The organism is Labrys neptuniae (assembly GCF_040797145.1).
Classification (GTDB): Bacteria; Pseudomonadota; Alphaproteobacteria; order Rhizobiales; family Labraceae; genus Labrys; species Labrys neptuniae.
The window spans coordinates 334,462-358,267 of record NZ_JBFNQD010000003.1; the positions used below are offsets into that span (position 1 = coordinate 334,462).

Genomic DNA, 23,806 nt, shown 5'->3' on the forward strand with positions numbered 1-23,806 from the left:
CAGAATTCAGAAAAAATTTAAATCTGTTTCTGTAGGAATCAAAAGGAATCTTAACCAAGTTACACCTCTTTTTTAATATTTACAGTCTGGCTTCTTCGCTTTAGCAGCGGGTGGCTGTGCTACATTAGTTCGACCTGGAATTTGAGGAACTTGACTGTTGGCACCCAAGCCGAAAGCCCGCTGTTGTGCGGCTGCCTGGTCTGTGAGTGACGTTGCAATAGCAGGGGGTATACCTGCAGCCTGCAATGATGTGGTCATAGCTGCATTATATTGACCCACGGTTGGCGTTTGGCCGAAAAGGGAACCGCCACGACGATAGGGCTCCCAGAAGCGTTCCATAGATTGGTGAAACGCCCAATGCTGTCCACCAATGTCTTGAATGCCACCTGTTAGCGGTATTGCCAATCCCTGACCTGAAGGAATTACGCTCCCAAACGCAGCATCTTGGCTCAAATGATTAGCTTGAGTAACTCCTTCACCAAGATTTTTTATGTCATTATAGCTTGAAGCGCTTCCAGTAACAACACAGCTTTAAAGACCGAGAGGATCAAATAAAATAGCAGGCGAGACTACAAAGCCGAAATTCCTGATCCCTCCAAACATTCCAATGGGATCCGGGCTCATATACTGTCCCGCCAGCGAGTCATAGTGCCGGAATCGGTTATAATATAGCCCAGTTTCCTCGTCTTCCCACTGCCCCTGAAAGCGGATCGGACAGAGGAAGCGCGCCTGCATTACAGCATCGGCCTCGTCCTTGAGCGCTAAGGCGCCATAGATTCGCCCACCACCACGCGGGTTGACGCCACCACCGTCATCTCCACCGTTGCCCGACCGCATCGGCTGTTCCAGCGGCGCCAGCACTTCCGCCCAGTGATCGCCGGCCTCCCGGGCATTGTCATTGACCGCCCCAGCCACCCATAACCGCCGCATCTCGCCCCAGGTGCGATACTCGGCGGCCCATCGCAGCTTACCACTTCCCCCAAACATCTCGCGCGGCGTGCCGAGATGGTCGGTGACGATGTAGAACAGGGTGCCGTCCGGCGCCTCCTTCGCCAGCGGCCGGAAGGAATTCGGCTCATAATGCCAGCGTTTCGCTTTGTTCCAGTCGACGCTACCGTCGAGCCGCAGCGGCGCCTCCTCGGCGATGACGTCGCCATCCCAGCTGAAGGCTATACCGATGACGGGTACTTCCGAAAGCTCTGGTATTACGGTAATGGCGTGTTTGACAACGACCATCCTGGCACAGCTCACTCCGTGGAACAGATGCCGCGGAAGGCGCCGTCCACACCATCACCGTAATCCAATAAAGCGTACGCTTATCATAACTTAATTATTGAAAATTACTTGTAATATCGCGCCATTTAATCTTAGATGGCAAATCCTTATGATTTAGAAAAGCAACAAACGCCTCAATAACAATCGAAATCGATACCCACTCATCTGACAATAATTTCAACTCCCCGCCACCAAAGGCAAGAATGGTGCCATCAGAAAATATCTTGCTCTTACTATCAAGGTAAGCGCGGTAGAATTTATTATCTTTAGCATCATATCGCTCCAACATACAATGCAGCCCGCCACCTGCAACCTGAAGATAATTTCCGATATCATCAGTTATTGAAGCAAAAGAAGATGGACCATAATTACGCAAGCTGTTCAACACAGCGCGAATTTTAGCTTCCTTTACATTCTCAACTGGCGCTTTTTTTTCGACTTCAAAACGCATTAGAAACCTCCAGACGGCACATACACCGTTGTCGTACCTGTCATTCTCATCCCTTGAATCGGTCCAGTACCATTTGCGCCAAATCTGTTCACAAACATATCGGTGAAATTTTGATAGGCATTTCTGCTGGCATTTCCGCTTTTGACCTCGATGCCATGCAATGTACCGTCCGGATTCCTGGTTACGATGTCATATCTGCGACTGCCAAGAGGACCTTTGACTGTCAACTCTTCACCGACAACATCAACACCGTTCGTCCTCAAAAATTCCGCAAATCGGTGAGCGGCAGTAGTACCAGGAGCGGGTACTCCTAGCTGGCTGGCAAACTTTCCGTCGGGGGTACGAATACTGCCGTCCGGATAAGATCGCGCATTGCTAGTACTAGCCAATCCTAGTGGGTCAATCCACGTGGTGGGCCGCTCCACATATCCCTGTGGCCGATCTCCTCCCTCCAACTTAATCGGATCTGGGCTAGCAAATTGTCCCGCAAGAGGGTCGTAGTGCCGATAGCGATTATAATATAACCCCGTTTCCGCGTCCTGCCACTGGCCTTGGAACCGGATCGGACAAAATCGCCCCTGCGGAGAGTCAAAGGCAACTGCTTTGAAGACAAGGGTATCATCAACGTCGTCTATGACACGAATACCTCCAGCATCGTTACCGGGTCTGAAACTCTCGACATAGTCATCATTTGCCGTTGTCGACGCAGCGACTTTGAGCCCTCTTATCAAGCCCCAGGTGGTGTAACTTGCTGCCCACTGTATCTTTCCGCATTCATCTAGCGCCTCCCTCGGTGTGCCGAGATGGTCGGTGATGATGTTGAGCAACCGGCCAGGGGTCTCCTCCACTGTTCCATCCGATCGTCGGGTCCGCCGTAATGCCTCTTGCTTGGCAAGTGGGCGAAAGCTGTTAGACTCATAGTGCCAGCGCGTCGCCTGGTGCCAGTCGATGGCCCCGTCGAGTCGCAGCGGCGCCTCTTCGGCGATGACGTCTCCATCCCAACCATAGGCAACGCCGACGATCGGCGGCCTATCCTTATCGCCACTCGCCCGTCCCGACAGGTCCTCCCGGCGCTCGGAAGGTAGCGGCAGTAGGCTGCTGGCATAGTCAGGTGTTACCCGACCGGCCGCGATCAGCCCGGAAAAGCGGCTGGCATGGCTTCTTGCCTCCGCTTGCGTCAGTTCGCGCACCTTCCACACCCGTCGCCCGAACGCATCGTAGCCATACCGCCAGACGTCGCCCTCTGGCGTCATGCATTTCACAAGGCGATCGTACTGATCCCAGCCATAGTGCCAGACCTTTGGCCGAAAACCGTTGCGTTCCACCTTGCGTTCGATCACCCGCCCGCATTCGTCATGCGTGAGAGCCAGCCGCTCACCCCGTGGTCCCCTGGCGATCCGTACCACGCCGCCCGGCGTGTTGCTCCAGGCCGTCAGCTTGCCGAGCATTTCGCCGAAACCATGCAATTGGCCGGCCCCCGCCGCCGCCATGCCGACGAGATTGCGCGCCGCATCATATTGGAAGCGCTCGCGCAACTCGTCGCTGGTGCCTTCGCCCGCTCTGGTCGCTTCCACCTGGCCGTTGGCATCGTACTCATAGTTGGTCTCGCCCCACAGCCCATCCAGGATGGCTAGCGGCGCGTTAGCCCGATCCCAGCGATAGCGACGCTCGATGGCGAGGCCCGCGCCAGAGGCGGGTGCTTCCCTGAACGCAGCCTGCCCGAAGCCTGTCATCCCCAGGCTTGACCCGGGGACGCGCCCGCCTGTCTGCTCGATGAGCTGGCCCACCGCATCATGCCGGCTCGCCAGATGGAAGCCGATCGGGCTTGAGCGCCGTGTCTCCCGCCCCAGAGCGTCATGCTGGAAGGACAGCGGGGCATGGCCGTCGATGGTGAGGCTTTCGATCAGCCCTAACGGGTCGTAGCTGTAGGCGACCAGGCTTTTGCCAGGATCGGCCGCCTTTGGCGTGGAGAGCTCGCGTTCCACCCGCCGCCCCATCGCATCGAGCTTCACCGCGACCCGTCGCCCGTTCACCGTCTCGGCGGTGATAGTTCCATTCTTGTCACGCTCATACTCGACCAGGGAGGCGCCATTCTCTGCCTTGATCACCAGGCCGCGCCCGTCGTACCAGAAGCGCGTCACATCCAGCGGCGCAGTTTTGGCGTTGGTATCTTCGCGCTTGACCTTCGGCGCGAAGGTTTCGATGTGCGTGATCCTGTTGGTCCTGTCGTAGCCATAGACCAGCCGCCCGCCATCAGGCTTGATCGTCTCAGTCACCCGGCCGCCTGCGTCACGGGTGTAGCGAGTTACTCGCCCATCAAAATCCTCTTCCTCGATCACCCGGCCGGCTACATCGCGGTTGAGGGAATAGATCCGCCCCATCGCATTGGTGACGGTAATCAGGTGTCCGTCGCTATCATAGCCGAAGGAAAGCTCACCGCCTTTGGGATCGGTGATCGCTTGCAGCACCTCGAAAGCGCCAAAGCGGTAGTGCCATTGCCGCCCTTCGCCATCATTCACCGAGGCAAGCGAGCCTTCCGCGTCGAATTGGCGGCCGACGCTCACCCCATCCGGCCGCGTTAGCCTGGTGGGCGTAGCAAAACCGCCGGCGCCAGCCTCATAAGCAAGCTTGGTCACGCCGCCGAGAGCATCAACCCATTGGATCAGACGGCCGAAGGAGTCATAGGTAAAGCTTGTCAGTCCACCCTTGGCATCGCGGATCTGCACCAAACGCCCATGCTCGTCATAGGCCCGGGTTTCCTCGCTACCATCGGCCAAGAGTGTTCGGATCAGGCGCCCGCGCTCGTCGCGCGCGAAACGCGTCTCGTGCATCTCGGCGTCGCGCGCCACCACCACATTGCCGAAGTGGTCGTTCTGAAATTTGCGTACGCCCCCGGCGCCATCAACAATGGTGTCGACGTCTCCGTTTGGACCCCATCCATAGATGGTGCTGCGTCCCTCGGCATCAGTGAACTCACGCACATTGCCGTATTGGTCGTATTTGGTGTTGCCCGTATGACCATTGGCATCCGTGGTGGAGACACGCATGCCCGCCTGGTTGTAGCGGTGTCTGACCGCCCCACCCAAGGCATCGATCTCAGCTGTGACGTTCTGCTGCTCGTCGTAGTGAAAGCGCTGAGCGCGTGTCTCCTCCCCCCCCGGCAGATAGGTGGTCTCGCGGGCCTGACTGTCATAGCGGAAGCGATCGTCGTTCCAGATGCCATTGGTGGCAGTGTGGACGACGCGCCCCTCGGCATCATATTGGAACACTGTCTCTGAGCGCCGGGTCAGATTGTACCAGCGCTTGAGCAGTGGCCTAGTGGTGGACCAATAATAGCGCACCGACATGCCAAAGGCGCAGTCGGCGGAAACCATGCGCCTGCGCGTATCATAGGCATAGCGGACAAGTTCGAGCGAAGAACCGTCTGTGCCGATCAACGTGATCGAAAGGCGACGACCTTCGCCGTCGTTTTCGAAGGAAAGAGAGAGGCCGTCACTGGATTCGATTCTCTCCAGCGCCCCCACTTCTGAGCGAGTGAAGGTGAGCGCATTACCGTTAAGGTCTTCGATCTTCTCCAGGTAATAGAAGCGGTCATCATATTGGGTGAAATGCTTGACGATGCGCCGATCCTTCAAGCACAACCTGCCAAGTGCCGGCGCTTTCAATTCCAGATGCGGATAAGCGCCATTGATCGAGGGCAGGAAGTTGAAAGGGCGATCGAAGGCGACCACCTTGCCATCGGCTTGATAGAATATGAGCTCGCCACGCCTGGGGTTGGCGAAAAATTCGTCGAAGGCTGAGATCTGGCAAGCGCCGAGCGGGTTGCGCCAGCGTGTCGGCATCGGCAGCTTGAGGCCCATATAACGCGAACCGTCGAGCGGCAGCGCTGCCCCGGGAATCAGAAAATCATGCCAGGTTTCCAGATATTCGCCGCTGGTGACGGAAACGGGTTCACCGGCAGTTACAGGCAAAGACTCGGTAGGAGGAGGTCTGACAGGTGGAGGTTCAACAGGAGGAGGTCTGACAGGTGGAGGGCGGGTCGCTTCTACAGGCTCTCCTTTGGTTGCTTTGCGGAAAAATATGAATGGCAAAAAGAATCCGGCACCATATTGTAGCGGCCTACCTTCTTTTGCTGCTTGCTGGTTCAGTTTCTCTTTTTCGTCTTTTGGATCATACTCGACGATTCCACCGGTACCCTGAAGAAAGCCGCTTCCCAAAGCCCGCAAACCGCCGTTCGCATTTTGATTTATTGCTTCTTGAAGATCGTCAAAGTCTTTTCTATCCTGTCCGCTTAGAAAATCGTGCAACGATCGATCGTAAGATCCTGCGTTAGCATATTTCTGATCGTGATCATCGTCCCCCGTAGCGAGACGCCAAAGACCATATTTTATTGGATGTTCTTGCTGATAATTTTTGATCCAAGAAAGCCTATCGTCATATTCTTTCTTCTGCGCCGCCTTCGCTTTGTTACTAAGCTCATTGTACCTTTTATATGTATCATCAAAATCAGGTTTTGAGGTTGAATCCGTACAGACCTCGCCCTTGGAATTCTTGTTGTGGTCGCAGGTGGTATTCCTGCCAGGAATCGTCGCTGCCGCCTTCGCTGCATCTTGGGCAATCTTGTCCGCTTCGGCGCGTAGATCGGCGGCGGACATACCCGGGCGGCACACATTCGGATTTGGACCACCATCGGCCATCTTACTTTTCTCCGATCTCGCCCGTTGTCTCGTCTCCGCGGCCTTTTTGTGTCTCCTCCGGTCCGATCTCCGGCCCGTTAATCCAAGCGGGATCGCGATGGCTCACGCTGGCAAAGCCCTCAGAATAGAGGAAATCTGCTGCCGTATCGACATGAGCAGGCCCGAGATAGCCGGGTTTATGTACCCCTTTGTCGATACCCGGTTCGTGTCCCGTGGATGTCGCGCAACGTGAATTCAACTGAAAATCATAGTCACCATTGTTGCGCACCGAGGTTGAAACTCGTACCGCCGTATCCATGAAGGCGATGGAGTTATAGGCGACTTTGACCCTGGTATTGCCCCGAGGGGTCCAGCACACATCCGGGCCCTTCGAGACGATGGTATGCGCATGGGTCTTGCGCGCCGAAACCTTGGCTTCACTCATGCCGCCGGCCTCTTTCTGACATTGATGTGCTGGATATGCTCACGCGCCGCTATCGCATTCGCGTTGCGATGCTCGCGCGCGATACGTATGCTCTCATAGACGTCCGGCTCGAAATTCGCCCGCCAGGTCAAGAAAACGTGGCGTCTGCGGCGCTTGTCCGATGCGATATCGAGCAGAACGGTATCCAGTTCCGCTTCGCGTTGGTCACAGCTTCCGTCCGACTTGATAAGATCCAGATTTATCCTATCGCCCGGCAAGTCAAAGACAGTCGTCGGCTCGTCTGTAATCAAGTTGGTAAGGGTGACGCGTTCATCACCGCGCAGATAGCTGCCACAGATCAAGTCGGGATGCGCCGAGTTGTTGTAGGCAAATTGATAATCCGCCGGCCAATTGGGCCAAACATTCTTATCCCAATCATCGTCATAAGTGCCGCCAAGCGGCAAACGCGGCTCCCATGCAGGGGGGATCGGTCCGAGGCTCTGGGGAGCGTGGCTCGTGTAGGCGGCACTGACTGGATCATTCACCGCTTCGACCTGCGGTGCGGGGTGAGAAATCGTGAGATCGCTCCATTCCTCATCGAGCGCGCCGCGCCCCAATGGATTATAGGGGCTGAAATCGAGAATGGGTTCACCGTTCTCGTCTTGCCCTACTGGTTTGGGACCGCCATAGGCATATTCATAGTGGAGCGGCAGATACGAAATTGGCTCTGGCTCCGACAGCTGCCAACCTTCAAACCAGCGTCGGTGCTTGCGCCATTCTTGGATTTCGCGATCGGATAGCTGTCTCCTCCATCGAGGGACCCATTGGCGCGGTCCGGTAACACGCAGGTTCTTTTCGACAACGGTAGCACCGTCTTGGGCCTCGATGCGCAGACCACAAATCCATGAGGGCTTTGGCTCGCCACCCGATGCCCTGGCGACTGCGTTGACGATGATGTCTGTGCTCGGCTTATTGGGTACTAGATCGGAAGGATGTCGCAGCGAGGTAACGTTAACGGCACCATGGCATAAGTCGGTAAACACCAAAGCTGCTTGCTCCTCGGCCAGCAGCAGCCGCCCGGAAGGTGCAAATTCATACGTTCCCTTGACGATGACGACACCGAACTCCTTCCCCGTATTATCGGATGAGTAATACCGAAAATTGGGGAAAGGCGCGTGATTAATCAAGCGAGGCACGATCAAAATCCTCCAGACAGATTTCTCAGCCGATGTTGGGAGGATTGTTGTCGATCATATCGGAGATAAGCTGGATATGAGCATCGGCAAGACCATATAGCTTGACTCCCTGCAGAATGATGTCGCCGTTACTTCTCATTACCAAGATAGCTTTGGGTGGCGTCGGCTTACCTTCTGCGTCTACGCTAGCACCAACGCCGATGACGAATTCTTCGCCCACATCGACATGATAGGCATTGCCGACCTTCTGCTTGAACACCTGCCCGACATTCGACACCTTCGCTGTACCGATATGCTCCGCGCTGGCCACACCCACATTCTTGACCTGCATCCGCCCGATGGTCTGGCTAAGCACGCCGCCTCCCAACAATCCTCCCAGCGTACCCAGCGCCGATGTGCCGGCTGCCGCCATCGGGGCGCCGCCGGCTTGGAACAGGGCCTGGGGGGCGACATTGGCGGCGGCCTTCAGGCCCTGGTCGAAGAGGCCGGAGGCGACGCCGAGCACGTTGTTCATCAAGGAGCCGGCAATGCCCCCGGCAATGCCGCCCTGCCCGCCGGCATCGGCCGGCGGTACGAAGGGCGGGGTGGAGAGGATGCCGCCATCGCCGGCGCCACCGCCGCCTCCCGCCGGACCGCCGGAACCGGATCCGCCACCGAGACCGCCCAGCGCCGCCTGCGTCACCGCCGAGGCGGCTGCACCTGCAGTCTTACTGGCGGCACTGCCCGGCTGGCTCGCGGCGGCCTGCGCCGCGATCGCCATGGCCTGCTGCAGCATGCCCGCGCTCTGGCCCATCAGCCCGGCGAGCGGCGCCAGCAGGGCGGCTGCGCCCATGCCGGTGGTGGCGCCCACCACCTGGTTGAGCCCGCCGCCGACCTGGTGGTTCATGTTGGCGCCCACGGTGAGCTGATGCTGCTGACCATAGGAGTGCAGCGCGCTGGCATCCACCGTGTGGATCTGATTGTTGAGCACCTTCGAGGTCATGTCCTTCTGGGCATGCAGGTGGAAATTCTCCTGGCCCGGCGCATCCTCGAAGGAAAACTCGTTGAACTTGGTCGGATCCTTGGACTTGTAGGTGTTGGAGCGGAAGATGCTCTTGGTCTTGTGCTCGGGCAGTTGGTAGGGCACCTGCTGGCTGGCATTGGGCACCAGCGCGGTGATGATCGGCCTGTCGGGGTCGCCGCCGAGATAGGAAACGATCGCTTCCATACCCACGCGCGGGATGATCTGGCCGCCCCAATTGCCGCCGCCCCAGTTCTGTGCCACCCGGATCCAGCAGGTGTCGGTGCCGTCCTTCTTGGCGCGGCGGTCCCAGGGGAACCACACCTTCACCCGCCCATATTTGTCGGGATGAATCTCCTCGCCCGGCGGGCCGGCGATGATGGCGATGTCGGTGCCGTCGATGCGCGGGCGCTGGGTCGAGCGGTGGGGCGTCGCCGGCACCCGGCTCGGCAGGGCGATGAAACGGTTGGAATAGTCCGGCTCGCCCTCATTGGTCTCGTAGGAGCGGTCGCGCGCCACATGCACGATCTGGAAGGTGACGTGCTCCTCGTAGCTGTTGCCGGGATTGGCGACGTCATAGGGCTTGAAGCGCCGGCCGGGCGAGAGGGTGCGGATGGAGGAAGCGCCCTCAATGCGCTCGTAATCGGCCTCGGCCGCCTGCATCCTCAGCTTGGACTGTCGCTCCACCCGGTCATTGGCGATGCCTTCGGAGGCGCTGTCGGAGCCGTAGCCGCCGACCATGGGGTATTCATAGAGCTCATAGGCCTCGTTGCCCGGCAGCGACACCAGGCTCGGCGTCTCGCCCGAGGGCACGGAGCCGGGGGTGAGGAAGTTCCAGTCCCCCGCCGAGCGCTTGCCGGGCACATAGGTGAAGCTGCGCTCGAACTTGGTGAGGTGGTTGCGGTCGCTCGAACCCATTGCGAGGCGTACATCGGTCTCCGGCCCGCTGGTATAGCCCGAGACATGCGAGGCGATGTGCATGACATGCTTGGCGGCGACCGAGCCGGCCGAGCCGCCCTCATGCTCGAACCAGAAGAACAGGCCGTCCTCCTCCAGCCGGCGCAGGAGATAGGCGATATCGGTCTCGTTATATTGCACCGAATAATGCTGGGGCTTGGGTTCGGGGATGACGCCCGAGGTCACCGGCGCCTGCAATTTGTGCTCGGAAAGCAGCGTGCGGGCAACGTCGAGCGAGGTCTTGTCCTGCCAGATCCGGCAGTCCGAACGCTGGCTCATCAGCCAGTGCTGGGGCCGGATCTCGAGCTGGTAGGAACGCATGCCCCGCGTCACCGGCGGCCCTTCCACCAGGCGCACCACCAGCCCGTTCCAGGTGCGCCGCTCGCCTTGGCCGAGTTCGAGCGAGACGTCGACCAGCTTGCCGACGATCTCGTTCGGCTTGATGTCGGTCTTCTTGGAGCGTACCGCGACATGAAGCGTGAACAAGTCGTTCACCGCCTCGCGCATCTCCACGTGCTCGGGCAGCAGCACGTCGGCGCCCAGCGGTGTCTCGATGCGCAGGATGCGTTCGGCCTGGATATAGGATGCTGAGCTGGCGTCGCCGTCCATCGAATGCCTGTCCCCGTATCATCTGGCCGGCGGCGGTGGCGAGTTCGCCTCACCGCGGGCCTGCCCGTTTCGATCGCGGCCCCGGCCTGGCGCCGGCGCCGCATGCGAAGTCGATGCTCAGTGGCTGATCCGCTCTCCCAGGAGATAGACCGTCACATAGCTGATCGAGCGGTTCGGCGGCGTCGGGCCGATCCATGGCCCCTGCACCAGCCTGGCCAGGGTCGGCTCCAGCTCGGCGCGGCTGCGGGCCGATTCGAGAAAATAGGCACTGCGCCACATGAAGGCGCGGGTATCGGCCCCCTGCGCCAGCGAATAGGTCACCTGCATCACGAAGACCGTATGGCCCTTGGCGTCCATCGCCTGGGAGATCGGCTGATCATTGTTCTTCAGCCAGGTCCGCAGCGCATAGGTCAGCGAATATTCGTTGAGCAATTCGGAGCCCTGGCGGAACAAGGCCGCGGCCGCCCCGACCGTGGCGGCCCTGCCGCCGGCTTCGCGCGGCCCCGGGGCATAGGCGAAGTAGTCGAGGTTGGGGGCCCGGCCCATGCGGGCAATGGGCGGCACATCGGCCGGAACCAGCGGCCTTACGCTGAGCCTTGCAGAGGAAACGCTGAAATCGACCATGCCACTCCCTTGCGATTGTCGTTCGATATGGCTGGAAGGCTTCTCCGGAACCGGACCGGAAAGCCGTCGAAAGGTCCGGGGCGCCGCCGGATCGGAGGCGCCCCGTCATCATGCCGGAGGTGCTTAGGCAGCCTTCGTCGTGGCCAGATCGTAGGTGGCGATCGTCGGCGAACCGGAGGTGTTGTCCTCGTTGTAGGGGGTGTACTTCACCTGCATCTTGGTGAAGTTGAGCCGGATCGTCTCGACCGGGCGATCGCCATTCGAATCGACCGAATAATTGGCGAGCAGCGTGTTGGTCAGCGTGTATTCGATATAGGTGTTGCCGGGGCTGCCGGTGGACACCAGATGGATCACCGCCGTCTTGCCCGTGCGGCCCGAGCAGGCTTCCTGGAACAGCCGGGTGGAAGAGGAATCGCTGACCTTGGTCAGGATCACTTCCGAAATGGTCGGCTCGGAGGCTTCGCGGTTGGCGGCCGAACCTGCCGAAGTGTTCATGTTGCGCGAAACGTTCCAGTGAATGGCTTCGATATCCATCCACTTCTTGTGCTGTTCCTGGGTGGCGTCGCCCTGGATACCATCGAGCTGCAGATAAATCGGCATACTACTTCTCTCCTGTTCGAAGTTGAATCGGCTTAAGACAGGTCAAGGCGCTCGCGCCTTTCTGGGTCGTACCGCATCCGAATGAGCCTTCTTGCCATTCGAGGCTGCTTTATCCGCCGGCCGTTTCCTCGGCCTGGCGAATTCCGTGGCGGCCGCCGGCTCAGCGGCAATGCTGAAACGGTGACCGTCAAATCCGATCTCGATCCGCCCTGCCTTGGTTCCGGCGGTGACCTGATCGAGGAAGAAGGTGGACAGATCCGGCAGGAGTTCGCGCGCGATCATCGCCTCGATGGCACGCGCGCCCATCTCGCTGGTGCCGGCGCGGGCGACCAGGGCCTCGCGCGCCGGGGCCAGCAGCACCACCTCGCTGCCATAGCTCGCCGCGACGCGGTCCTGGATGCGCCCGATCTGGATGTCGACGATGCCCGACAGCGCCTCCCGGCCAAGCGGCATGAAGGGCAGGATGGTGGTGCGGCCGAGGAAGGCGGGCTTGAACTGCTTCTGCAACTCGCCGAGCAGCAGCCCCTCCAGCGCCTCGCCTTCCGGCATGGTATCGGGATCGGCCGAAAGCGTCGCCAGCAGGTCCGAGCCGGTATTGGCCGTCATCACGATGGTGGTGTTCTTGAAATCGATGTCGCGGCCCTCGCCGTCGCGTAGCGTGCCCTTGTCGAAGACCTGGTAGAAGATCTCCTGGACGCCGGGATGGGCCTTGTCGATCTCGTCGAGCAGCAGCACGCCATAGGGCCGGCGCCTGATAGCCTCTGTCAGCACCCCGCCCTCGCCATAGCCGACATAGCCGGGGGGCGAGCCGAGGAGCATGGAGATCTTATGCTCCTCCTTGAATTCCGACATGTTGATGGTGGTCAGATACTGGCTGCCGCCATAGAGCAGATCGGCGAGTGCCAGCGCCGTCTCGGTCTTGCCGGTGCCGGACATGCCGACGAACAGGAACACGGCGGGCGGGCGGCGCGGATCGTTGAGCCCGGCCCTGGCCGTGCGCATCGCCGAAGCGACCCGGCCGACGGCGCCGTCCTGGCCGATGACGCGTTCCTTCAGGCGCGCTTCCAGCGTCTTGACCGTCTCGACCTGGTCTGTCAGCAGCTTGCCGACGGGAATGCCGGTCCAGCGTGCCACCAGGGCCGCGATCACCTCGCGATCGACGGCGCGCGGCAACAGAGGCGTCTCGCCGGTGAGGGCGGCCAGGCTCCCTTCGGCCTCGGCCAGCGCGGCGCGGGCGCTTTCGCGGGTGCCGGGCTGCTCGGGGAAAGGCGCGACATTGCCCTCCTCGCCCCCTGACGATGACGGCTCGCCCGCCTCGTCCTCGCCCGACAGGATCGCCTCCAGCCGATCGGCCTCCTCCACTAGTCGGGCCTCGGCCTCGAAACGAGCTTCGAGCGCCTCGATCTCGTCGGCGATGGCCACCAGCCTCGTGGCTATCCAGCCTTGCCGTTCCAGGCCCTCGGCGCTCTCGGGCTCCTTGGCGAGCCAAGCCGTTTCGACCTCGAGCAATTCACGCTCGCCCCGCAGGGTGCGAATCGCCTCGGGCACCGCCTGGCGGCCCAATGATACCGCCGCTGCCGCCGTGTCGATCAGGCTGATTGCCTTGTCGGGCAGCTGCCGGGCCGGAATGTAGCGCGCCGACAGCCGTACCGCCGCAGCCAGGGCCTCGTCGCGAATGCGCACCTTGTGGTGGGACCGGAAAGCGCCGGCGACGCCGCGGAGCATGCGGATCGCGGTTTCTTCGTCGGGTTCGTCGACCTTCACCGTCTGGAACCGCCGTGTCAGGGCCGCATCGCGCTCGATGAAACGCTTATATTCGCCCCAGGTCGTGGCAGCGATGGTACGCAGCTCGCCACGCGCCAGCGAAGGCTTGAGTATGTTGGCGGCATCGCCCTGCCCGGCCTGGCCGCCGGCCCCGATCAGGCTGTGCGCCTCGTCGATGAACAGGATGATCGGCACGGACGAGGCCTTGACCGCATCGACCACGCCATGCAGCCGGCGCTCGAACTCGCCCTTCACACCGGCCCCCGCCTGCAGGAGGCTGAGATCGAGCGACAGCAGGCGGACGTCCTTCAGCATGGCCGGCACATTGCCGGCCGCGATCTCCAGGGCCAGCGCCTCGGCGATCGCCGTCTTGCCGACTCCGGCCTCGCCCACCAGGATCGGGTTGTTTTGCCGGCGGCGCATCAAGACGTCGACGACCTGGCGCAGCTCACGGTCACGCCCGATCACCGGGTCGATACGGCCGGAGCGCGCGTCCACCGTCATGTCCTGGGTGTAAAGCCGCAGGAAATCGCTTTCGCCGGTCGCCCCGGCGGTCGGCGGCGTGCCTGCCGGCGCCTGGTCCACCTCCGCCGCCTTGAGGTCGGCGAGCGCCGCTTCGACGGCCTTGAGGTCGATGTCCCGCAGGCTCGGGGCCGTGGCCCTTGCCACGATACGAAGGCTCTGCTCGGTGGCGAGCGCCACCAGGAGATCGCCGAACTCGACGCTGTTGCGCCCGAACTGCAGCGAAGCCACCAGCCACGCCTCACGGGCGAGTGCCAGCACATTCTGCGACAAGGTCAGCTGCGCCTGACTGTCCCGCGACAGGTCGGCGATAGCAAGATCGAGCTCACGCCTGAGTGCCTCGACGCCGACCCCCGCCTGTTCAAATCGCGCCACCAGACCGGGGGCCTGGACGAGCCCGCTCAGCCAATGCGCCACTTCCACAGTGGGGTTTGCGTTGCGTGCGGCGATGGACGCAGCTGTCTCAAGAGCGACACGCAGCTCCGGTCCCAACATCCTGACAAGTTGGTTGAGATCGATATTCGGCATCCACGAATTCCACGTAGGTTTTGCTGCTTATGCGCAAGTGCGCCGTAACGTCAATTGAGTTAAGCAGGATTCCTATTTTCCGTCTATAGAGCTATTATTACAAAAGCCAAGATACCGGTACACCACTGCGAGTCTACGACCGTTAGTGCGGTACGATAGTACATGACATTTTGATGACATTCGCGCGACGTGATTCATATGATTCTTCATCAATTGGAAAACTGTAAGGTAATACCATATACCGTCATTCATTCATCATACGGGCTGTGGCATTGACATTACTGTACCTTTGGAAACAGAATGCTTGAGCCTTTGGAAGCAAACTGCCATCGGGATGTGTCAGGAGTTTAAAGCTTGGGGCCGCTGTGCTGATGGATTTAAGGGAGATTATCTCTCCACTTGGGCAGGATAGCCCTTGCGGCGAGAATATTAGGGTAGCTCCCAAATATCAGGAAAAGTATTATCGGATTAAGGACGCTCGCAATGCTGCTCGAAGCGTTGAGCGGAGCGCGTCTCCGAACGATAATATTCGTCTTACGCCCGCCTGGCATGAGGTCAATGAACTAGGTCTTCAGATCTTGTCGTCCAACAGCAAGGATATCGAAATCCTTGCCTGGCTCGCCGAGGCGCAACTCAGGCTGCGTGGTTTCGAGGGCCTACGGGACAGCTTCACCGCCATGATGTCGCTTTTGGACAATTATTGGGAGGAGCTGCACTCCATCGGCGACGACGATATCGAGGAACGACTGGCTCCTCTTGCCGGCCTCAATGGCGTCAATAGCGAAGGGTCCCTGATCCAGGCGATTCGCCTGACCTCGCTGGTCCCCAATGGCAGTTTCGCCCAGCATTCCCTGTGGGACTATCAGCTCGCCCAGCGGGCTGGAGAAGCCGAGCGTCGCGACCTCCTGCACGAGGCGGCCACGGAAGCGGGAATGGCTGCCATGGCCTCCCATCTGGCCGTGGTCAACGACTGCATCGCCTCCTTTGCCAAGCTGGCGACGGTGCTGACCGAACGCTGCGGGGACCGGGCGCCGCCAAGCTCGAACACCCGCAACGTCCTGCAGGAGGTCGCGGCCGCCATCCGGGATCTCACCGGCCTCGGCACGGAAGAGAGTGATGCCATGCCGGCGACTGCGGCGGAAACGCAGGCGGGCACGGCTGCCGAGACCGCTCCGGCACCGTCGGCGCCGCGTTCCCTCGTTCCCGGCAGCATCACCTCGCGTGAGGAGGCTTTCGAGATCCTGCTCGCCGTTGCCCGCCATTTCCGGCGGACAGAACCGCACTCACCGATTTCCTTAGCCATCGAAACATTGGTGCGCAGAGGGCGCATGGACTTTTCCGAACTGCTGGCCGAGCTCCTTCCCGAGGCGCAGACGCGCAACGCCGTCCTGACCGCGGCCGGGATCCAGGCCAAGACCGAAAAACGGGACAATTGAGAGACCCTTCGGCGCCGTGCGGGAATTGAAACCCTCGTCGCCCTGGCCGTTTCCCGTTCCGAACGACGCAAGAAATTTATCTGCGGCCTAATTTTATCAACGTGCCCAATTTTACCAACGTGCCCTTGGCACAGACAGGAAGACCAAGATGGAAAGCGTTCACGCCAAGCTCGAAAGGGTGCGCAAGCCCCGGGTCCACATCAAGTACGAGGTCGAAACCGAAGGGGCGATGGTGGTCAAGGAACTGCCTTTCGTCGTCGGCGTGCTCGGCGACTTCTCCGGCAACCCCACCCAGCCGCTCAAGCCGTTCGGCGAACGCAAGTTCGTGCAGATCGATCGCGACAATTTCGACGACGTCATGCGCCGCATGACGCCCGGCCTCAACATCGCGGTCGAGAACACCCTGGCCGATGACGGCACCGACCTCGCGGTCAATCTCAAATTCGAGAGCATGGAAGATTTCGAACCCGGCGCGATCGTCAATCAGGTGCCGGCGCTCAAGGCCCTGCTCGACGCCCGCAACCAGCTGCGCGACCTGATGAGCAAGGCCGACCGCTCCGAGGACCTGGAACGGCTGCTCGAAAACATCCTGCAGAACCAATCCGACATCAAGCAGCTGGTCGGTGAACTCGGCGGCAACAAGAAGGACGGCTCGGCGAACTGACGCCGCAGCGACACGAGGATCGAGCCATGAATGCCAAGACCCAAGCCAAGCGTGACGTCGTCGTCGAAACGACAGCGGAAGAGAACCTGCTCTCCAAGGTCGTGTCGGCCACCCGCCAGACCGAGCCGGATCGCGCCCAGGACCTGCTGCGCACCCTGACCGACCAGGCCCTCAAGGGCACGGTGGTCTATGACCGCAACCTGACTGTGACGCTCAACAACGCCATCGCCGCCATCGACAAGACGATCTCGCGCCAGCTCGCGACGATCATGCAGTCGCCCGAATTCACCAAGCTCGAGGGCGCCTGGCGCGGCCTGAACTATCTGGTGAAGAACTCGGAGACCAGCGTCAATCTGAAGATCCGGGTGCTCAACGCCTCCAAGCGTGATCTCGCCAGGGACCTGTCCAAGGCCGTCGAGTTCGACCAGTCGCGCCTGTTCAAGTCGATCTACGAAGACGAGTTCGGCACCCCCGGCGGTGAACCGATGGGCGCGATCATCGGCGACTACGAGTTCGACAATTCCTTCGACGACGTCCAGCTGCTGCAGGGCCTGTCCTCGATCGCAGCGGCCGCCTTCGCGCCCTTCATCTCGGCTGCGAGCCCGCGCATGTTCGGCTTCGAGGACTATCGCGACCTGGCGCGTCCGCGCGATCTGGAGAAGATCTTCGAGACGGTGGAATATGCCAAGTGGCGTTCACTGCGCGAAAGCGACGATTCGCGCTTCGTCACCCTGGCCCTGCCCCGCGTGCTCGCCCGCATGCCCTATGGACCGAAGACGCATCCCATCGACGAATTCGGCTATGATGAGACCGGCGATTCCAAGACCGGCGAACTCCCGCACGACAATTATTGCTGGATGAACGCCGCCTATGTGATGGGAACGCGTCTGACCGAGGCCTTTGCCAAATTCGGCTGGTGCACCGCCATCCGCGGCGCCGAGAATGGCGGCAAGGTCGAGAACCTGCCGATGCACATCTTCTCCAGCGACGATGGCGATCTCGATCTCAAGTGCCCCACCGAGGTCGGCATCACCGATCGGCGCGACGCCGAACTCGGCAAGCTCGGCTTCCTGCCGCTGTGCCACTACAAGAACACCGATTACGCCGTGTTCTTCGGCGCCCAGACCGCCCACAAGCCCAAGCTCTACGACCGGCCAGAGGCGAATGCCAACGCCGCCGTGTCGGCCCGCCTGCCCTATATGATGGCGACGTCGCGCTTTGCCCACTATCTCAAGGTGATGGGCCGCGACAAGATCGGCTCCTTCATGGAAGCCAAGGATTGCGAAGCCTGGCTCAACCGCTGGATCTCCAACTATGTCAACGCCAATGACGAGGCCGGCGAGGAAACGAGGGCGCGCTACCCGCTGCGCGACGCCAAGGTGACGGTCCAGGAAGTTCCGGGCAAGCCGGGCTCCTACAATGCCGTGGCCTGGATGCGCCCCTGGCTGCAGATGGAGGAACTGACGACCTCGCTGCGCATGGTCGCTCGCATTCCCGCCAAGAACTGAGCCGGCGAACAGACAGTGAGCCGTGCCGCCGGCCCGCCCGGCGGCACCTTCGGCTTTCCTTCCGAAAGCCATCTCCGACGATAGGTTTCGAGAACTTGCTGCGAGGCAGAGCAGATCGGCTCATCGCCCTGATCGACGAGGCGCTGAATCGCCAGGTCAACGCGATCCTGCACCATCCCGAATTCCAGGCGATGGAGGCACGCTGGCGCGGACTGGCGATGCTGGTGCGCGTCGCCTCGCGCTCGAGCGAGGTCAAGATCAAGCTGCTCGGGCTGAGCTGGAAGGAGCTGGCGCGCGGCATGGAACGCGCATCGGACTTCGACCAGAGCCATCTGTTCGAGCTGGTCTATAATCGCGAATTCGGCATGCCGGGCGGCGAGCCCTATGGCCTCATCATCGGCGATTATCACCTCTCGCCCACCGATCCCCAGGAGGGCGGCGATGTGGTCGGCACGCTGACCCAGTTGGCCCCGGTGGCGGCGGCCGCGTTCTGCCCCTTCGTGGCCGGCGCCTCGCCGCGCGCGATCGGGTTGGACAGCTTTTCCGAACTCAACCGCGTGCAGGATCTTCATTGGCTCGATAGCAGCCCCGATCGCATACGCTGGAACCGCCTGCGGACCCACGAGGATACGCGCTTCCTCGGCCTGGTCGCGCCGCGCGTCCTGATGCGCCAGCCCTACGAGCCCTATTCGCGTCGGCGTGACGACGGCTTCCCCTTCCGCGAGGCCGTATCGGCGGATGGCGCAAGTCTGCTGTGGGGCAACGGCGCCTTCGCCTTCGCCACCATCGTCATCCGCAATTTCATCCAGTCCGGCTGGTTCGCCGACATTCGCGGCGTCACCCAGGACGCGGTGGACGGCGGCATGTTGAGCACGGCCGAACTCGCTGCCTATGATTTTGCGACCGAAAGCGAGGGCCTGTCCGCCCAGCCGCCGGTCGAAGTGCGCCTGACCAGCGGACAGGAGCAGCAATTCTGCGATCACGGGCTGGTGCCGATCGGCACCACCTACATGTCCGCATCGGCCATCTTCAACGCCAACCAGTCGCTCCATGCGCCCCAGCATTACGCCAATGAAAATGCGCGTCAGAACGCGCGCCTCGCCGCCATGCTGCAATATGTGCTCTGCGCCTCACGCTTTTCCCACTATCTCAAGGTGATCATGCGCGACCAGGTCGGCCGGCTGGCCGATGCCACCGCGCTGCAACGCAAGCTCGAGGACTGGCTGTCGGGCTATACGCTCGGCAATGACGATGCCGACCTGCCCCTGCGCACGCGCTATCCGCTGCGCTCGGCGGGCATTGCGGTCGAGGAACTCGCCGGCAAGCCAGGCACTTTCATCTGCACCGTGCGGCTGCAGCCGCATTTCCAGCTCGACGACGTGTCGACCAGCTTCCACCTCATTGCCGAAATGGCGCCGCCGACGAGTGGTGCCGATACGGCCTCCCCGCCCAGAAGGATGACCGCATGACGCTCGCCGCCAGCATTGCCAGTTCCCTGTCCGAAGGCGCCCTGAGCCAGGCGCTCGACCATGCCAAGGACCATGTGCGGGCCCGTCCCTCGGACAAGGACGCCCGCCATCTCTATATCGACCTGCTCGTCCTCGCCGGGGACTATGAGCGGGCCGATACGCAATGCAGCCTGGCCGTGACCCTGGCGCCGCAGGACACCATGGGCTTTGCCCTGCTGCGCAACCAGCTGCGGGCCATGGCGGCCCGCAAGGCCTGGTTCGAGGCCGGCGCCGTGCCGGAATTTCCCCAGGGGCCGAGTGCGCTCGACAAGGCCGCCATCGAGCTCGCCATCGTCCATCGCGAGGGTGGTGCGGCAAGACCCGCGCTGGAAGCGCTGGACCAGCTGCGCGGCGAACAGCCCATGCTGTGGAACGGCAAGCCGGTCGGTGATTTCCGGGACCTCGACGATCGGGTGCCGCATGCGCTCGAAGTCATCATGACGGGCGGCGCCTATCTGTGGATCGACTTCGCCAAGATCGCCTCGGTAACGGTGGAGCCGATCGCCCGGCCGCGCGACCTCGCCTTCCGGAGGGCGGAGCTGTCGCTGATCGACGGCGCGTCCGCACCCGTGCTGCTGCCGGCGATCTATCAGGGTACCGAAGGCAACGAGACGCTCTTGCTGGGACGCGAGACCGAGTGGGTCGCCGAGCCTTCGGGCATCACCACCGGCCGCGGCCAGCGTTGCTTCCTGGCCGGCGACGACCTGGTCTCCTTCCACGACATGCAGACCCTGGGCATGCCGGAAGTCGCCCATCACAAGCAGGCTGCCCATGGTTGATCCGCTCGAACGGTTCCGGGCCCGCGAACAGGTCCTGTCGCGCTCGATCCTCGATCGATTGCTCGACGCGACACCCGATCTCGTCCAGGACCCCGCCCTCAGCCTTGCGGACCAGGCGCGGGAGATGCGCGAGGCCATCCGCCGCGACCTCGAGGCGCTGCTCAATACCAGGCGCTGTCCGACCACCCCGCCGGACAGGCTGGCGGAGCTCGAGGACGCGCTGGTCAGCTACGGCGTGGAAGGGATCGTCTCCGCCAATCTGGTCACCGACGAAGCCAAGCTGCAGCTGGCACGCGCCATCGAGCGGCGCATCGCCCTGTTCGAAACGAGACTGTCGAACATCCGCGTGACCATCCTCAAGAATCGCACCCAGGGCGAAAGAGCGCTGCGCATGCGCATCGAGGCGACCTTCCGCCTCTATGACGGCATGCCGCCGATCAATTTCGAATCGACCATCGATCCCACCAGCCAGCGCTTCCAGGTGGAGGCGGCACATGGCTGAGGGGTTCCTGCGGCGCTACAATGAGGAATTGTCGGCCTTGCGCCGGCGTGCATCGCGGTTTGCCGATGCCTTCCCCAAGATCGCGGGACGCCTGCGCTTGACCGGGGAGGTTGCCGACGATCCCCATGTCGAGCGTCTCATCCAGAGCTTCGCCTATTCGGCAGCCAGGGTGCGCCAGAAGCTCGACGACGAATTTCCCGAACTCACCGACGGCCTGCTCGAAACGCTCTATCCGCATTATCTCGCCCCCCTGCCCTCCATGAGCATCGTGCGCTTCGCACCGGGCGAGTCGCTGGCCGCCATGCAGACCCTGCCGCGCCACACCGAGGTGCAGGCCGAACCGGTCGGCGGCGAGACCTGCCGCTTCCTGACCACGCAGGATGTCGAAATCGCGCCGGTGGAAGTCACCGCGGTCACGCTGTCGGGACAGCCGATCCAGGCCCCCCTTTCCCGCCATGCCGGTGCGGCCGGCTGTCTGCGGCTGTCGATCCGTTCCCTGGCAGGGCGGCGTCCCTTGTCGGAGCTCGGGGTCAAGCGCCTGCGTTTCTACATTGCCTCGCCCTGGCGGCAGGCGAGCGCCTTGTACGAATTGCTCGTCAACCACACGCAGGGCATTGCACTGGCACGCCATGCCGACGACGACAAGGCGATCTTCCTGCCGGCCGATCACCTCAAGCCTGTCGGCTTTTCGGCCGACGAGACCATGCTGCCCTATCCGAGCACGAGTTTTACCGGTTACCGCCTGCTGACGGAATTCTTCGCGCTGCCGCAGAAATTCCTGTTCTTCGAGATCGACGGGCTGCAGCGCTGGCATGGCGACGGGCTGGAGATCTTCGTCTATCTCGGCCAGACGGACGGCAAGCTCGAGCGCTCGGTTACCAGCCGGGATCTGGTGCTGCACGCGACGCCCGTGGTCAATTTGTTCCGCCAGACCTGCGAGCCGCTCGCGCTCGACGGCACGCGCACCGAATATCGGCTGCTCTCCGACTCGCGTCGGCAGCGGACACGCGAGATCTATTCCATCGAGAAAGTGACGCTGACGGGATCGAAGGGCGAGCAGCAATCCTGCCAGCCCTTCTTCGGCCGCACCCAGCGGTCAGGCGCTGCCGCCGCCTATTGGCAAAGCTATCGGCGCTTCGACCCCGACGACGGCACCTGCGATCTCGACATCGCCTTCGTCGACCACAACCGCCGGGTTACCGGCAATATCGATGCCGTGGCCAGTGTCGACGCCTGGTGCCTCAATCGCGCTCTTCCCGAGCGCCTGCCCTTCGGAGGCGGCCATCCCCATCTCAAGCTGGCGCTCGGCAACGAGGCGGTCGGGCGCATCGAGGCGTTGATCGCCCCGACACCCGCCGTGCGCATGAATGACGAGGATGGCCGCAACTGGCGACTGATGTCGCATCTCCTGCTCAACCATGTCTCGCTGTTCGACAATGGCGGGGCGGCGCTCAAGGACATCCTCTCGCTCTATGCCTTCCGTGACCTGCCGGAGACCCGCCAGCTCGTCGACGCCATCATCCGGGTGGAGGCGCGAGCTGCCACCGCTCGCATCCGGGGCGGCATGGTGCCCGGCACCGAGATCACCGTGGAATTCGACCCGGCTGCAATCGATCGCCCTTCCGCCTTTCTGTTCGGCAGCGTGCTCGATCGCTTCTGCGGCCTCTACACCTCGGTGAACAGCTTCACCCGGCTGACCGTCTCCATCAAGGGCCAATCCAAGCCGATCGCCACCTGGCCCGCCCGCGCGGCCGAGCGGCCGCTGCTGTAGGAGGCCCTTGCACGCCATGCTTCCTGATCCCAACACAGACAGCCTTGCCGACCTGCTCGAACGCGACCCCGGCCGTTTCGAGCCGACCACGGCCTTCCGGGTCGCCCAGGCCTCCGGAGAGCAGCTTGCCATCACGGCGCATGGCGGTGTCTCGCCGGCCGCCCTGCCGGTATCGGGCTTTCGCCGGAAAGAAGGTGAGGCGACGCTGCGCAGCGCCCTCGCCGGGCTCGCCGGACCGTTGGGTTCGCTGCCGCCAGCCTATAACGAACTCGTCATGCGCGAGGAACGCAACAAATCCTCCTCGCTCGCGGCCTTCCTGCAATTGTTCGGCGCCCGCATGGACGAACTGTTCGTCGATGCCTGCGAGAAATACCGGCTCGCCCGGCTGCTGCGCTGGGGAACCCGTGAAGGGCGCAACGGCTTCATCAAGACATTGCTGTCCCTCACCGGTTTCGGCACTGCGAGGCTGCGGGAGCGCAGCGGCACCGACGACGACGTGCTGCTGCGCTTCAGCGGCTTCTTTGCAGCGCGAACCCGCAATGCCAGCAATCTGAGAGCCATGCTGTGCGAAGTGAGCGGCCTGCCGGTCGAAATCGAGCTCTTCCAGGGCCGTTGGCTGAGCGTACCCGAACACGAGCAGAGCCGGATGACCCGGGCGGCCACGGTGCGCCTTGGCGTCGATGCCATGGCAGGCTCGGCCATCCGGGACCTCTCCAGCACCTTCCGCGTGGTGATCGGTCCTCTCGACTATCGAGACTATCTGTCTCTGGCGCCAGGGAGCCGCAATATCCAGGAACTCTTCGCGCTTACCCGCCTGTTCGTCGGTTGCGGGCTCGATTTCGACATCCAGGTCGTTCTCAAGAAGGAGCACGTTCCTTTCTGTCAGCTCGGCCAGGCGGGCGATCCACCACGCCTGGGCTGGAACAGCTGGGCACGCACCGCACCGGCGGCACGGGACAGCGACGATGCCGTCATTACCGAGCGCCAGGCGGTGCTTCAACCGGTCTCGTGA

17 protein-coding genes are annotated in these 23,806 nt (G+C 61.8%); 8 read left to right on the top strand and 9 right to left on the bottom strand.

The genetic code is table 11. The annotated features are described in order from the left end of the window. Nucleotides 1-531: 531 nt before the first annotated feature. The 9 genes from ABXS05_RS12250 to tssH form a co-directional block, all read right to left on the bottom strand. Nucleotides 532-1,236, bottom strand: coding sequence for an RHS repeat domain-containing protein (locus tag ABXS05_RS12250; RefSeq protein WP_367624102.1), 705 nt, complete (start codon nucleotides 1,234-1,236; stop codon nucleotides 532-534). A gap of 94 nt (nucleotides 1,237-1,330) precedes the next feature. After that, nucleotides 1,331-1,726: a hypothetical protein gene (locus ABXS05_RS12255; protein ID WP_367624103.1), complete on the bottom strand. Its 396-nt coding sequence runs from the start codon at nucleotides 1,724-1,726 to the stop codon at nucleotides 1,331-1,333. Beyond that, the gene (locus ABXS05_RS12260; protein WP_367624104.1) at nucleotides 1,726-6,423 is read right to left on the bottom strand and encodes an RHS repeat-associated core domain-containing protein; all 4,698 of its coding nucleotides are present in this window, start codon (nucleotides 6,421-6,423) and stop codon (nucleotides 1,726-1,728) included. The genes ABXS05_RS12255 and ABXS05_RS12260 overlap by 1 nt, the downstream gene beginning before the upstream one ends. A gap of 1 nt (nucleotide 6,424) precedes the next feature. Continuing rightward, nucleotides 6,425-6,847, bottom strand: coding sequence for a PAAR-like domain-containing protein (locus tag ABXS05_RS12265; RefSeq protein WP_367624105.1), 423 nt, complete (start codon nucleotides 6,845-6,847; stop codon nucleotides 6,425-6,427). After that, nucleotides 6,844-8,022, bottom strand: coding sequence for a DUF2169 family type VI secretion system accessory protein (locus ABXS05_RS12270; protein ID WP_367624106.1), 1,179 nt, complete (start codon nucleotides 8,020-8,022; stop codon nucleotides 6,844-6,846). Before ABXS05_RS12270 ends, ABXS05_RS12265 begins: the two co-directional genes overlap by 4 nt. 25 nt (nucleotides 8,023-8,047) lie before the next feature. Beyond that, nucleotides 8,048-10,588 carry a type VI secretion system tip protein TssI/VgrG gene (tssI, locus tag ABXS05_RS12275; protein WP_367624107.1) on the bottom strand — a complete coding sequence of 847 codons (2,541 nt, stop codon included), beginning with the start codon at nucleotides 10,586-10,588 and terminating at the stop codon, nucleotides 8,048-8,050. A 117-nt stretch (nucleotides 10,589-10,705) separates the two neighbouring features. Further along, the gene (locus ABXS05_RS12280) at nucleotides 10,706-11,212 is read right to left on the bottom strand and encodes a hypothetical protein (protein WP_322431029.1); all 507 of its coding nucleotides are present in this window, start codon (nucleotides 11,210-11,212) and stop codon (nucleotides 10,706-10,708) included. A gap of 123 nt (nucleotides 11,213-11,335) precedes the next feature. After that, the gene (locus ABXS05_RS12285) at nucleotides 11,336-11,812 is read right to left on the bottom strand and encodes an Hcp family type VI secretion system effector (RefSeq protein WP_068288623.1); all 477 of its coding nucleotides are present in this window, start codon (nucleotides 11,810-11,812) and stop codon (nucleotides 11,336-11,338) included. A 42-nt stretch (nucleotides 11,813-11,854) separates the two neighbouring features. Continuing rightward, entirely contained in the window at nucleotides 11,855-14,626 is a 2,772-nt protein-coding gene (gene tssH, locus ABXS05_RS12290; protein ID WP_367624108.1) for a type VI secretion system ATPase TssH, read from the bottom strand. Nucleotides 14,627-14,997: 371 nt separating this feature from the next. On the opposite strand from tssH, the gene tssA reads away from it, so the two are divergent. The 8 genes from tssA to tssG all read left to right on the top strand — a co-directional run bounded on the left by tssA (nucleotide 14,998) and on the right by tssG (nucleotide 23,806). Continuing rightward, entirely contained in the window at nucleotides 14,998-16,062 is a 1,065-nt protein-coding gene (gene tssA / locus ABXS05_RS12295) for a type VI secretion system protein TssA (protein WP_367624109.1), read from the top strand. Nucleotides 16,063-16,210: 148 nt separating this feature from the next. Then, entirely contained in the window at nucleotides 16,211-16,726 is a 516-nt protein-coding gene (gene tssB, locus ABXS05_RS12300; RefSeq protein WP_068288619.1) for a type VI secretion system contractile sheath small subunit, read from the top strand. A gap of 26 nt (nucleotides 16,727-16,752) precedes the next feature. Beyond that, a complete protein-coding gene (tssC, locus tag ABXS05_RS12305; protein WP_311933454.1) occupies nucleotides 16,753-18,234 on the top strand; it encodes a type VI secretion system contractile sheath large subunit in 1,482 nt (493 codons plus the stop codon). Nucleotides 18,235-18,329: 95 nt separating this feature from the next. Further along, the gene (gene tssC / locus ABXS05_RS12310; protein WP_367624110.1) at nucleotides 18,330-19,703 is read left to right on the top strand and encodes a type VI secretion system contractile sheath large subunit; all 1,374 of its coding nucleotides are present in this window, start codon (nucleotides 18,330-18,332) and stop codon (nucleotides 19,701-19,703) included. Further along, nucleotides 19,700-20,521 carry a type VI secretion system accessory protein TagJ gene (locus tag ABXS05_RS12315; protein ID WP_367624111.1) on the top strand — a complete coding sequence of 274 codons (822 nt, stop codon included), beginning with the start codon at nucleotides 19,700-19,702 and terminating at the stop codon, nucleotides 20,519-20,521. The genes tssC (ABXS05_RS12310) and ABXS05_RS12315 overlap by 4 nt, the downstream gene beginning before the upstream one ends. Then, a complete protein-coding gene (gene tssE / locus ABXS05_RS12320) occupies nucleotides 20,514-21,023 on the top strand; it encodes a type VI secretion system baseplate subunit TssE (RefSeq protein WP_367624112.1) in 510 nt (169 codons plus the stop codon). Before ABXS05_RS12315 ends, tssE begins: the two co-directional genes overlap by 8 nt. After that, a complete protein-coding gene (gene tssF, locus ABXS05_RS12325; protein ID WP_367624113.1) occupies nucleotides 21,016-22,794 on the top strand; it encodes a type VI secretion system baseplate subunit TssF in 1,779 nt (592 codons plus the stop codon). The genes tssE and tssF overlap by 8 nt, the downstream gene beginning before the upstream one ends. Nucleotides 22,795-22,810: 16 nt before the next feature. Further along, a complete protein-coding gene (tssG, locus tag ABXS05_RS12330) occupies nucleotides 22,811-23,806 on the top strand; it encodes a type VI secretion system baseplate subunit TssG (protein WP_367624114.1) in 996 nt (331 codons plus the stop codon).

Excerpts from the sequence above, each read along its gene's own strand:
- ABXS05_RS12250 (WP_367624102.1), bottom strand. The coding sequence starts at position 1,236 with ATGGTCGTTGTCAAACACGCCATTACCGTAATACCAGAGCTTTCGGAA.
- ABXS05_RS12255 (WP_367624103.1), bottom strand. The coding sequence starts at position 1,726 with ATGCGTTTTGAAGTCGAAAAAAAAGCGCCAGTTGAGAATGTAAAGGAA.
- ABXS05_RS12260 (WP_367624104.1), bottom strand. The coding sequence starts at position 6,423 with ATGGCCGATGGTGGTCCAAATCCGAATGTGTGCCGCCCGGGTATGTCC.
- ABXS05_RS12265 (WP_367624105.1), bottom strand. The coding sequence starts at position 6,847 with ATGAGTGAAGCCAAGGTTTCGGCGCGCAAGACCCATGCGCATACCATC.
- tssI (WP_367624107.1), bottom strand. The coding sequence starts at position 10,588 with ATGGACGGCGACGCCAGCTCAGCATCCTATATCCAGGCCGAACGCATC.
- ABXS05_RS12280 (WP_322431029.1), bottom strand. The coding sequence starts at position 11,212 with ATGGTCGATTTCAGCGTTTCCTCTGCAAGGCTCAGCGTAAGGCCGCTG.
- ABXS05_RS12285 (WP_068288623.1), bottom strand. The coding sequence starts at position 11,812 with ATGCCGATTTATCTGCAGCTCGATGGTATCCAGGGCGACGCCACCCAG.
- tssH (WP_367624108.1), bottom strand. The coding sequence starts at position 14,626 with ATGCCGAATATCGATCTCAACCAACTTGTCAGGATGTTGGGACCGGAG.
- tssA (WP_367624109.1), top strand. The coding sequence starts at position 14,998 with ATGGATTTAAGGGAGATTATCTCTCCACTTGGGCAGGATAGCCCTTGC.
- tssB (WP_068288619.1), top strand. The coding sequence starts at position 16,211 with ATGGAAAGCGTTCACGCCAAGCTCGAAAGGGTGCGCAAGCCCCGGGTC.
- tssC (WP_311933454.1), top strand. The coding sequence starts at position 16,753 with ATGAATGCCAAGACCCAAGCCAAGCGTGACGTCGTCGTCGAAACGACA.
- ABXS05_RS12315 (WP_367624111.1), top strand. The coding sequence starts at position 19,700 with ATGACGCTCGCCGCCAGCATTGCCAGTTCCCTGTCCGAAGGCGCCCTG.
- tssE (WP_367624112.1), top strand. The coding sequence starts at position 20,514 with ATGGTTGATCCGCTCGAACGGTTCCGGGCCCGCGAACAGGTCCTGTCG.
- tssF (WP_367624113.1), top strand. The coding sequence starts at position 21,016 with ATGGCTGAGGGGTTCCTGCGGCGCTACAATGAGGAATTGTCGGCCTTG.
- tssG (WP_367624114.1), top strand. The coding sequence starts at position 22,811 with ATGCTTCCTGATCCCAACACAGACAGCCTTGCCGACCTGCTCGAACGC.